The following is an 11,435-nucleotide window of genomic DNA, read 5'->3' on the forward strand; positions in this document are numbered from 1 at the left end:
GCGGCCCTTTGTGAAGTTTTTGCGTGGAACGTTACTTTTTCGCTTCGACCCATTTGCCGTCAACGAAGAACGCTGACCAGCCCGTCGCTTTACCGTCTTTTTCAGAGGCAACATACTGCTGTTTGGTTTTACGACTGAAACGTACCATCGTTTTGTTACCGGCAGGATCCTGCTGCGGCGCATCGGCCAGATAACGCAGTTTCTCCGGCAGACGGTCGCGGAAGCGGAACAGCTCTTCCACCAGCGGCGCGCGCGTTTCACGTGATTTCGGGAAGGTGTTAGCGGCCAGGAACACCCCAGCAGCGCCGTCACGCAGCACGAAATATGCGTCGGACTTCTCGCACGGCAGCTCTGGCAGCGGCACCGGATCTTCCTTCGGCGGCGCGACTTCACCGTTACGCAGAATTTTACGCGTGTTCTTGCATTCGTCGTTGGTGCAGGCCATGTACTTGCCGAAGCGCCCCATTTTCAGGTGCATTTCGGAGCCACATTTCTCACACTCAACGATCGGGCCGTCATAGCCTTTGATGCGGAACTCGCCTTCTTCAATCTCGTAGCCGTCGCAGGTCGGGTTGTTACCGCAGACGTGCAGCTTACGCTTCGGATCGATCAGGTAGCTGTCCATTGCCGTGCCGCATTTCTGGCAACGGCGTTTGGCGCGCAGCGCGTTGGTTTCAGCGTCGTCGCCTTCCAGCACGTTCAGCACTTCGTTTTCCGGCACCAGGTTAATGGTGGTTTTGCAGCGCTCTTTCGGCGACAGCGCGTAGCCAGAGCAGCCGAGGAACACGCCGGTGCTGGCGGTACGGATACCCATTTTGCGTCCGCAGGTTGGGCAATCAATACTGGTCAGCACCATCTGGTTCGGCTGCATGCCGCCCTCTTCCGGTGCTTTCTCAGCGGTTTCCAGCTGCTTGGTGAAGTCGCCAAAGAACAGGTCCAGCACCTGCTTCCACTCGGCTTCGTGATTCGCCACGCGGTCGAGATGGTCTTCCATCTGCGCGGTGAAATCGTAGTTCATCAGATCGCGGAAGTTCTCTTCCAGACGGTCGGTGACGATCTCACCCATTTTTTCGGCGTAGAAGCGACGGTTTTCAGTGCGCACGTAGCCGCGATCCTGAATGGTCGAAATAATCGACGCATAGGTGGACGGACGGCCGATACCGCGTTTCTCCAGCTCTTTCACCAGAGACGCTTCGCTAAAGCGCGCAGGCGGCTTGGTAAAGTGCTGGGCCGGTATCAGTTCCACCAGGCTGAGCTTGTCGCCCTGGTTCACCATCGGCAGCGTGCGGTCTTCATCGCCTTTGCGCAATGCCGGCATGACTTTAGTCCAGCCGTCAAAGCGCAGGGTACGGCCGCGCGCTTTGAGCTTGAAGTCGCCCGCTTTCACGATCAGCGTCGTGGAGTCATACTGCGCTGGCGTCATCTGACAAGCCACGAACTGGCGCCAGATCAGCTGGTACAGCTTCTGCGCGTCCGCTTCCATATCTGTCAACGCTTCCGCCTGCACGGCAACGTCGGAAGGACGAATCGCTTCGTGCGCTTCCTGCGAGTTCTCTTTGCTGGCGTACTGATTCGGATTTTCCGGCAGGTATTTCTTGCCGAAGTTATCGCTAATATAGCCGCGAACCATGTTCACCGCGTCCTGACTCAGGTTGGTGGAGTCGGTACGCATGTAGGTGATGTAGCCCGCTTCATACAGACGCTGCGCCATCATCATGGTTTTCTTCACGCCGAAGCCCAGACGCGTGCTGGCGGCCTGCTGCAGCGTTGAGGTGATGAACGGCGCGCCCGGCTTGCTGCTGGTCGGCTTATCTTCACGCTCCAGCACGCTGTAGCTGGCTTTTTCCAACAGGCTGACCGCCGCCATGGTTTCGTCGCGGTTAACCGGACGGAACGGCTTGTCGCCCTGATGGGTGACTTCCAGCGCCAGAGCATCGCCGCCAGGCGTAGTGGTATTCGCGTCCACTTCCCAGAATTCTTCCGGAACGAAGGCTTTGATTTCACGCTCACGCTCAACCACCAGACGCACGGCAACCGACTGCACGCGACCGGCAGACAAACCGCGAGCGATTTTTTTCCACAGCAGCGGCGAAACCATATAGCCCACAACGCGGTCCATAAAGCGACGCGCCTGCTGAGCGTTAACACGGTCGATATTCAGTTCGCCCGGCTTTTCAAACGCCTGGCGAATCGCATTCTTGGTTATTTCGTTAAACACCACGCGGCTATAGCGCGTTTCATCACCGCCGATCACTTCCCGCAGGTGCCACGCAATGGCCTCCCCTTCGCGGTCAAGGTCGGTTGCGAGATAGATGTGGTCGGCTTTTTCCGCCAGCTGTTTGAGTTCCGAAACTACCTTTTCTTTGCCTGGCAGCACTTCATAGTGTGCCGCCCAGTCATGCCATGGGTCGACGCCCATGCGGTTAACCAGCGCGCCTCGTTCATCCTTTTTAGGCTTTTTGGCCGTTTTGGTGGAGGTAGAGTCAGCGCTCTTTTTGGCGGCTGAGCCACTTGTCGGCAAATCGCGGATATGACCGACGCTGGACTTAACCACGTAGTCATTACCCAGATACTTATTGATCGTTTTGGCTTTTGCCGGGGACTCAACGATAACGAGAGCTTTACCCATATTCACCTTTACCTAATTTGATTCTTCCAGGAATACATCGCACATGTTCCACATTCCACTGGCGACGAGCCTTGTATGTTGCGGCAACGCCAATAGATATCAACCCTTTACTGACCGGCTTTTGATGTAAGCACGCAGATGGCTGAGTTCACAGACTTTTTTTCGTCAGGAGCTATAGCACGAAGAATATTCGGTCGAATGTCAAGCAAATCTGTTGCCAGATTGCCGAAAGCGTCACACTGTACCTGATAAAATTCGTTACGCAACTTTATTAGCATGCAAACACCCATCCTGCCAACTCTGCGGTAAAATCGTTGCCCCTGGTAAACGTCGGGAATATTTGCCCACGACGGGCACCCGGCGTAAACTAGCGCGAGAATTTTGAGGAGTTGAATATGTCAAATAATAGCCAACCTATCGATCGCCAGACGCTGCTGATTGAAGCCAATCGCCTTATTCGCGAACACGAAGATACTTTAGCCGGCATTGAAGCTACCGGCGTTGAGCAACGCAACGGCGTGCTGGTCTTCAGCGGCGAGTACTTCCTGGATGAACAGGGCCTGCCTACGCCGAAAAGCACGGCGGTGTTTAATATGTTCAAATATCTCGCCCACGAGCTGTCTGAAAAATATCACCTGGTTGACTGAGCTTAAGGCCGTCGCCTGAGCCAAAAGAACACGCCCGGTAAACAACGTTTACCGGGCGTGATTATTTTTGGGCTATAGTGGCTTAAAGCATCGGTTTTTGCCCGCGCTGCCACCAGCGCATCATCAGACGATCCGCGCTTTCCGCGGCGCTGCCGGTAAAGCGGTCCATCATTTTCTTACGTCGCGTGTAGCGAACGTTGACCACTTCGTGGTCGGCCATCAGCCCCAGCAGAAGTTCATCGCTGGTGCCCACTTCATCAACCAGCCCTTTTTCCTGCGCCTGAGAGCCGTACCAGTGTTCACCGGTTGCCACCTGCTCGATATCCAGCGTCGGACGCATTGTTTTCACAAAATCTTTAAACAGATGATGGGTTTCGTTCAGCTCTTCGCGGAACTTCTGTCGCCCTTCGTCGGTGTTTTCGCCCAGCAGCGTCAGCGTACGCTTGTACTGACCCGCAGTGTGCAGCTCAACGTCGATATCTTTATTTTTCAGGAAACGGTTGAGGTTTGGGATCTGCGCGACCACGCCAATCGAACCGAGGATGGCGAACGGCGCCGCGACGATTTTATTCGCCACGCAGGCCATCATGTAGCCGCCGCTGGCCGCGACTTTATCGACTGCGACCGTCAGCGGGATCTGCTTATCGCGAATACGTTGCAGCTGGGAGGCCGCTAGCCCATAACCGTGCACCACGCCGCCGGGGCTCTCAAGGCGCAGCACCACCTGATCCTGCGGTGTAGCGACCGTGAGCACGGCGGTGATCTCTTCACGCAGCGAGGCGACTTCGTGGGCATCCATGCTGCCTTTAAAATCCAGCACCCACGCGCGCGGTTTGCCGGAGACCGCGCTTTCACCCTGCTTCGCTTTGGCTTTTGCCGCCTTTGCTTCTTGCTTCAGTTTTTTCTTTTGCGCTTTATGCCACAGCTTCTGCTGCGGCCCGTCGAGCAGCGCGACGGCTAAATCTTCCTGCATGTCCTTGTGCTGCTCGCTTAAGTTGGTGATCCGCAGTTCGCCGCGCTGCCGCTTGCGCGACGTCAGATTGACAATCAGCACGGCAATGACGGCAATAGCGATGACAACCGTCACGATCTTCGCGAGAAATAGACCATATTGAAAAAGTAATTCCACACATCCACCTTGTACAAAAATCACATAATCTGTCGCTCAGTGTACAACACCGCGTCCGGTACGTCTCGACTGGAGTATCCGTCCTCGAGGCCGCTTCCAGATGATTTTTTTGCAAATGAAATCATTGCAAATTGTTAATTAGACGTTGTCTCTCCGGTGCGCCGATTGAAATAGCGAAGAGATTCAGGCATAAAGCCCAAAAGCGATGAAAAGTACATAAAATATGGTCACTAAAGGCCATAGAGGAGCTACCGTGCACTATCAACCCCAGCTCGACTTGTTGCAGAATCGTATCATCCTGGTCACAGGGGCCAGCGACGGTATCGGGCGAGAAGCCGCTATCACCTACGCGCGCTATGGCGCCAGCGTCATTTTATTAGGTCGTAGCGAAGAAAAATTACGTTCAGTTGCGCAGGAAATCAGCAATATCAGTGAATTACCGGTCCGTTGGTATACGCTGGATCTGCTAACCTGCACCCCGCAAGACTGCCAGCAGGTCGCGCAGCAGATAGGTCTGCACTACCCGCGTCTTGATGGCGTGTTGCATAACGCCGGGCTGTTGGGGGACGTGGTCCCGATGAGCGAGCAGGATCCGCAGGTCTGGCAGCAGGTGATGCAGGTTAACGTCAACGGTACCTTTATGTTAACCCAGGCGCTGCTCCCGCTGCTGCTGCAATCGGATGCCGGTTCGCTGGTCTTCACCTCCTCCAGCGTGGGCCGTCAAGGGCGTGCCAACTGGGGAGCCTACGCGGCGTCGAAATTCGCCACCGAAGGTATGATGCAGGTGCTGGCCGAAGAGTATCAGGGTCAGCTGCGCGTCAACTGCATTAACCCCGGTGGTACGCGAACCAAAATGCGCGCCAGCGCCTTCCCGACGGAAGATGCGCTGAAGCTCAAAACCCCTGCCGATATCATGCCGCTGTATCTGTGGCTGATGGGCGATGATAGCCGCCGGAAAACCGGTATGACTTTTGATGCCCAACCCGGGCGTAAACCAGGAATTGCCCAATGAGTGATGAACGTTACCGTGAACGCCAGCAACGCGTGAAAGAGCGCGTCGCTGCCCGCGTCGCTGCCGCCCAGGACACACGAGGGATCGTGATTGTGTTTACCGGCAATGGCAAAGGCAAAACCACTGCCGCCTTCGGTACCGCCACCCGCGCGGTCGGCCACGGCCATAACGTCGGGGTGATTCAGTTCATTAAAGGCACGTGGCCAAACGGTGAGCGTAACCTGCTCGAACCGCTGGGCGTTGAATTTCAGGTGATGGCCACCGGGTTTACCTGGGACACTCAGAACCGCGAAAGCGACACGGAAGCCTGCCTTGCCGTATGGCAGCACGCCAAACGGATGCTGGCCGACGAGACGCTGGATATGGTCGTACTCGACGAGTTGACCTACATGGTGGCCTATGACTATCTGCCGCTGGAAGAAGTCTTAACGGCGCTGAAAGCGCGCCCGCAGCATCAAACGGTCATTATCACCGGCCGCGGTTGCCACCGGGACATCCTTGAGTATGCCGATACCGTCAGTGAACTGCGCCCCGTCAAACATGCGTTTGAAGCCGGAATTAAGGCGCAGATTGGCATTGATTACTAAGCTGCGTTAGCCTCTCGAGCAGCGCGGCGTTGAGCGGCAGGCACAGGCAATCTTCGCCCTGTGCCAGCGTACTTTCCGCTAAATTCTGGCGCGAAAGAAAGCGTTTACGGTACTCGGTTGGCGTCAGCCCACAGTACTTATTAAAGGCGGCAATCAGCGCCTTATGTTCCTGAAAACCACAGCTGTGGCTGATGTCAGTGATCGGCGTGCGGGTATCACGTAGCAGGGTGCGGGCTTTGTTCAGCCGCACCAGCGTCAGATATTCTTTGAAATTGTGTCGACTGACCTTTTTAAACAGCCGGGAAAAGTACGAGTAGCTCATGCCGCTATGCTCGGCAACATCGCTCAAGGTCAGCGGTTGGTCGAAGTGCTGATTAATGTAATCAATCCCCTCTTTAATCATCGCATCTTCCCGCAGCGAACTTTCAGCCCGCTGAGTCGGTTGCCCGGCTGCCACCAGCGCATCCAGCAGCAGATAGATAGCCGCAATGCGCTGAAACGGCGCATCGTTGTCCATAATTCGCGCCAGCAGCGACTGTAGCCGGGGGAAAACGGCACTGTCGGCTGGCGTCATGGCGTGGCGATGCGTTCGCCAGTTCAGCAATGGCGCCGGGTGCAGTTCATCAAACAGTCCCGGTGAAAACTGCACGGTCACCAGTTGGCTGCCGTCTTCTTCCGCGCTCAGCGCGTGTACCTCTTCGGCATTGATATACAGCATCTCCCCCGCGTGAAGCGCTACGCTTTGCTGCCCCACCGCCAGCGAAAACCGCCCGCGAAGCACCGTAATAAGCTCCGGTGCCGGGTGCCAGTGCGGCTCACAGTAGCGAACCTCCGCCGCAAAAACGTTGAGTTTCTCCGCGTCAAAGGCGATCAGCTCGTAGCCGCTTGCCGTCTGCCGCTCGGCATGGGCGGCCGGGCGAGGATGCGTCACTGAAAAAGGAAACACGCGCCTTCTCCTGTTATTAGCGGTTAGTTTGTTCCGGCCAACACCGCGTTCAGTTCATCACGCTCGATGTCCAGCGCCAGAAACTCGGTCAGCGCAATCAGCAGACCGCAGAACAGATCGGGCACCAGGCGAATCAGCTTCTCTCGTACCTGTTCCGCAGGAATCTGACTTTTTCCGGCAATCAGCTGTACGACCCGGGCAAAGGCTTCCGGCTGCTGAATCAGCTGTTGCAACGAGTTATCATCGCGCAGCGGCACGTAGCGTGGCGGGCAATCAATCTCAAACGTCGCGCTCAGCGGCAGATCGCGGGATGACGCCCCCACGTGAAGATGCCATTCGCCAGGCGTAATAACCCAATCGGCCAGACCCGGATGATAGCAGGCAAGCTCGGCGATCGGCAGTTGCAGGCTGACACGGCGGGTTTCCCCGGCGGCCAATGCGACTTTAGTAAAGCCCTTTAAGGCACGCACTTCACGAATCAGCTCGCCTTTTGGTGCGGAAACGTACAGCTGAACGACCTCTTTACCGTCATACGCGCCCACGTTATGTAAATCAACGGTGACGGTTAGCGTATCATCCGCCCCCACGCGCGTTGTCGACAGCAGCAGATTGTCATAGGCAAACTGCGTATAGCTTAAGCCAAAACCAAACGGGAAGAGCGGATTCAGACAGCGTTTATCGTAGTAGCGATAGCCCACGAATAATCCCTCACCGTAATGGTGGCGCAGATTCTCCCCCGGGTATTGTAGCCAGGCCGGGGTCTCTTCCAGCGTATTCGGTACCGTCACCGTCAGCTTGCCGCTTGGGTTACGTAACCCGAACAAAATTTCCGCTACCGCGCGGCCCATACCCTGCCCGGCAAAGAAGGTTTCCAGCAGCGCTTTGCAGTCACCCAGCCACGGCATCACCACCGCATCGCTGTTGGCCAGCACCACCACGACATTCGGCTGCACAGAGGCTACCTCGCGAATCAGGCGCTCGTGCACGGCCAGAATATTCAGGTCCTGGCGGTCACCGTTTTCACCGTCTTCGCCTACCGCGGTGCTGACGAAGATGACCGCCACATCGGCCTCCTGCGCCACGGCTTTCGCCTGGGCCAACGCCGCTTCGTCATCGCGCAGATCGTCAGGCGCGCCCACCGCCCACCGCACGCTGAAATCATCGCCCGCGAGGTCGAAAATTTCATCTAACGGACGGTCAAACAGATACGGTACCGTCGTTGCGCAGCCGGAACCCTGAATCACCGGCTCCTGCGCCGGTTTACCCACCACGGCAATACGCGGCGTTTTCTCCGGACGCAACGGCAGTAACCCGTCGTCATTTTTCAATAATACAATGGATTCCGCCGCCAACTGCTGCGAAAGCGCATGATGTGCCGGGAAATCGGCCTGCGCATTGGGGCGACGGTGGCGTTGCACCTTATCCAGCAGTTCCAGCATCCGCAGGCAGGCGCGATCGACCACCGACATCGGTACTTCGCCGGATTCAATCGCCGCCAACAGCGTCTGTTTATCGCGCCGGGTTTCCGGCATCGCCAGATCGTTACCCGCCAGCAGCGATGCGGGACGATCCTTCACGCCATACCAGTCGGACATCACCAGCCCCTGGTAGCCCCACTCGTCACGCAACACCTGGGTCAACAGGAACGGATCCTGTGACGTTTGCACACCGTTCAGCCGGTTGTAGGAAGACATCACCGTCCACGGCTGCGACTTCGCGATCGCCCGCTGGAACCCCGCAAGATAGATTTCGCGCAGCGCACGCTCTTCAATAATGGAGTCCATTTCCGTGCGGCGGTACTCCGAGTTGTTGGCAGCAAAGTGCTTCAGGCTGGCGCCAACGCCTTCATCCTGCAGGCCGTTGATCAATGCCGCCGCGATATCCCCGCTGACAACCGGATCTTCGGCGTAGTATTCATAACCGCGCCCGGCTAGCGGCGTGCGGCGAATGTTGATACCTGGCCCCAGCAGTATCCCGACGCCCATATGCTGGCACTCGCGGCCCAGCGCCTGACCCATTTGATAGACCAGGTCGATATCCCAGCTACAGGCGAGGCTTGAGCCGTTCGGGAAACAGGTGGCCGGCAGCGAGGCGCTGAACAAGGCTTCGCTGCCGCCTTTCGCCGCCGATTCCTCGGCGTTGGCCTGGTCTGCGGTTTGGGTAATCACGGAGATAAAATCGTCCATACTCCATTTTTCACTACCGTCTTTCTGCGCGCTGCTGTAGCGCACGCCGTAGGTGCCGTCGGTCATGACAATATCGTCAATACCGTGCTGCGGCAGACTGGCCGTGCGCCACAGGCCGCTGCCGTTGAGCAGCGCCACTTTGTCTTCGGCGCTCATCGCGGCAATAAGGTTTTTAAAATCACGATTCATGTCTCGACTCCCTGAGGTTAAAGCGCGTTCTGCTTACGCAGGCTGATTTTCTGAACGATATCGCGGTAGGTTTTTTCATCGAGCGAGTAGCTGGCGACAAAAATAGCGCTTATCGCGAACATGGCGCCGGGGAACAGCGTCATCAGGATATTGATACCGCTTAACGCACTGGCGCTAATGCTGGCGGCATCATAGTGGTAATAATCCAGCATCCACCCGGCACAGCCGCCGCCGATCGCCATTGCAATTTTGGTAATAAAGTTAAAGAAGCCGTATATCGCGCCTTCGGTACGCACGCCGTGATGCCATTCCGCATATTCCACGGTATCCGCAATCATGGACCACATGGCGACGAATCCCATGCCTAAGGTAATACTGAACAGGCACACCCCGGTCATAATTAACCAGATATGATTCCCGGCGACAAAATACTGCATCAGCACGCCCAGTACGCCAATTAGCAGCGCCAGCAGTGTCATTTTCTTTTTCCCCATCATGGCGATGACTTTCTCAGAGACAACCGTTCCTAAAATATAGGCGGCCGACTGAATCATAAAGAACGATGAGGTAAAACCTTCATTGCCGATAATGTATTTAATAAAGTAAATGGCAATCGCCATCCACACGGTATAGGCGATATAAAAGAAGACAGTAAATAGCGACAGGTTAATCAAAGGGCCATTGCCCATCACGGCGCGGAACATTTCTTTCAGGGTCGGCGCAGGCGCATCTTCTTCTTCTCCCACGCGCTCTTTGGTCATGCCAAAACAGGCGAGGAACAAGAAGGTCGCCAGCAGTGCAAAGCAGGAGACGGCGAAAACGTAGCCCATCTGCTTGTCGTCAAACGGTGAAATAAGGATATCCGCGGTGGTTGAAACAATCAGATAGCCGACGATAGCCAGCACAAAGCGATACACCGACAGCGACGAACGCGAAGCCTCATGCTGGGTTAAGCGGTTGGTCATCGCCGAATACGGGGTGTTCACCGCCGTGTAGGCCAGACAATAAATGGTGTAAGAACACAGCGCAAACCAGAATTTCGCTTCGCCGCCCAGCGGCAGGAAACACAACACGGTCAGCAGCCCAAGCGGTATTGATCCATATAATAACCAGGGACGGAGCTTGCCATAGCGGCTGTGGGTTTTATCAATGGCAAAGCCAATCAGAATATTAAAGATGGCGTCCACAACCCGTGCAATAACAAAGATCAGGCTGGCCTGGACAGCGCTAATGCCAAAGATATTGGTATAGAAGAATAATAAAAAAAAAGCGAAACGAAACCGAAGGATAAATTAGAGGCAAAATCGCCAAAGCCATAGCCTATCTTTTCTTTAACGCCGATAACCACATAGCTTGCCGAGAGTTTTTTCGTTGTTTCCATTTCGGGCTACCTGTTTGAGTAATCTGTGGCATCAGTATATGGCGGACGCTATTTTATCACTTTGCGTTCTTTGTCTGAGGAATTCCTGTTTTTTGTCTTTATACAGAAGTGTGAATAGAATCACAGGAGAAGAGAAATACGGGGAAAAAGTTCCGACGGTGGCCCGTCGGAACGAAGGTGCTTACCCTTTCGGGTTATTACGCGTGCTGGAACGACGGTTGCCGTTATTCGCATTATTGCCGGTAGTCGTGTGACGCTTCACGGCGCGACGAATCTGATTCGCCTTCATGCGACGCCGGTCTTTTTCCACCGCCACTTTTGACGAGGTTTCCGGCGGCAGCTCAACCAGCTCGCGCAGGTAGTTGGTCTGCGCCAGGTCCAGCTCGGTCCAACCGCCGCGCGGCAGCCCTTTCGGCAGCGGGATATCGCCATAGCGCACGCGGATCAAGCGGCTGACCTGTACCCCTACCGCTTCCCACAGACGACGGACTTCACGGTTACGGCCTTCGGTCAGGGTCACGTTGTACCACTGGTTGATGCCTTCGCCACCGCTGAATTTGATGGTTTTGAACGCTGCCGGGCCATCTTCCAGCTGCACGCCGCGAGAAAGCTGGCGTACTTTATTGTCGTCCACTTCACCAAAGACACGCACCGCGTACTCACGCTCAACTTCACGACTTGGGTGCATCAGGCGGTTAGCCAGTTCACCGTCGGTGGTGAACAACAGCA

Annotated in this window: 8 protein-coding genes and 1 pseudogene; 3 read left to right on the plus strand and 6 right to left on the minus strand. The window is 55.8% G+C overall.

Features of this window, described 5'->3' with window-relative positions:
• Positions 1 to 31 precede the first annotated feature (31 nt).
• Positions 32 to 2,629 carry a type I DNA topoisomerase gene (topA, locus tag M989_RS13190; protein ID WP_064546022.1) on the minus strand — a complete coding sequence of 866 codons (2,598 nt, stop codon included), beginning with the start codon at positions 2,627 to 2,629 and terminating at the stop codon, positions 32 to 34.
• Positions 2,630 to 3,024: 395 nt separating this feature from the next.
• Between topA and M989_RS13195 the strand changes: the two genes are divergently transcribed.
• Complete coding sequence (locus M989_RS13195) at positions 3,025 to 3,276, plus strand: YciN family protein (RefSeq protein ID WP_064546024.1); 252 nt, start codon at positions 3,025 to 3,027, stop codon at positions 3,274 to 3,276.
• An 82-nt stretch (positions 3,277 to 3,358) separates the two neighbouring features.
• Here the strand turns inward: M989_RS13195 and sohB are convergent, their stop codons facing one another.
• On the minus strand, positions 3,359 to 4,405 hold the full coding sequence (gene sohB, locus M989_RS13200) for a protease SohB (protein ID WP_064546026.1): 1,047 nt from the start codon (positions 4,403 to 4,405) through the stop codon (positions 3,359 to 3,361).
• Positions 4,406 to 4,658: 253 nt separating this feature from the next.
• Here sohB and M989_RS13205 point away from each other — a divergent pair, with 253 nt between their 5' ends.
• Both M989_RS13205 and cobO read left to right on the plus strand, forming a co-directional pair.
• Entirely contained in the window at positions 4,659 to 5,417 is a 759-nt protein-coding gene (locus M989_RS13205) for a YciK family oxidoreductase (protein ID WP_064546028.1), read from the plus strand.
• Positions 5,414 to 6,004, plus strand: a complete 591-nt coding sequence (gene cobO / locus M989_RS13210; RefSeq protein ID WP_064546030.1) for a cob(I)yrinic acid a,c-diamide adenosyltransferase — start codon at positions 5,414 to 5,416, stop codon at positions 6,002 to 6,004. Before M989_RS13205 ends, cobO begins: the two co-directional genes overlap by 4 nt.
• On the opposite strand, the gene M989_RS13215 is transcribed toward cobO, so the two are convergent.
• The 4 genes and pseudogenes from M989_RS13215 to rluB all read right to left on the minus strand — a co-directional run.
• Positions 5,976 to 6,950: a helix-turn-helix transcriptional regulator gene (locus M989_RS13215; protein ID WP_064546032.1), complete on the minus strand. Its 975-nt coding sequence runs from the start codon at positions 6,948 to 6,950 to the stop codon at positions 5,976 to 5,978. The two genes, cobO and M989_RS13215, sit on opposite strands and share 29 nt — an antisense overlap.
• A 23-nt stretch (positions 6,951 to 6,973) precedes the next feature.
• The gene (locus M989_RS13220) at positions 6,974 to 9,325 is read right to left on the minus strand and encodes a beta-glucosidase (protein WP_064546034.1); all 2,352 of its coding nucleotides are present in this window, start codon (positions 9,323 to 9,325) and stop codon (positions 6,974 to 6,976) included.
• A gap of 17 nt (positions 9,326 to 9,342) precedes the next feature.
• Positions 9,343 to 10,706: pseudogene (locus M989_RS13225) on the minus strand (MFS transporter).
• Positions 10,707 to 10,887: 181 nt separating this feature from the next.
• A partial coding sequence (gene rluB / locus M989_RS13230; protein WP_157093554.1) for a 23S rRNA pseudouridine(2605) synthase RluB occupies positions 10,888 to 11,435 on the minus strand: 548 nt, incomplete at its 5' end.

Source organism: Kluyvera georgiana ATCC 51603 (genome assembly GCF_001654985.1).
Lineage (GTDB): Bacteria > Pseudomonadota > Gammaproteobacteria > Enterobacterales > Enterobacteriaceae > Kluyvera > Kluyvera georgiana.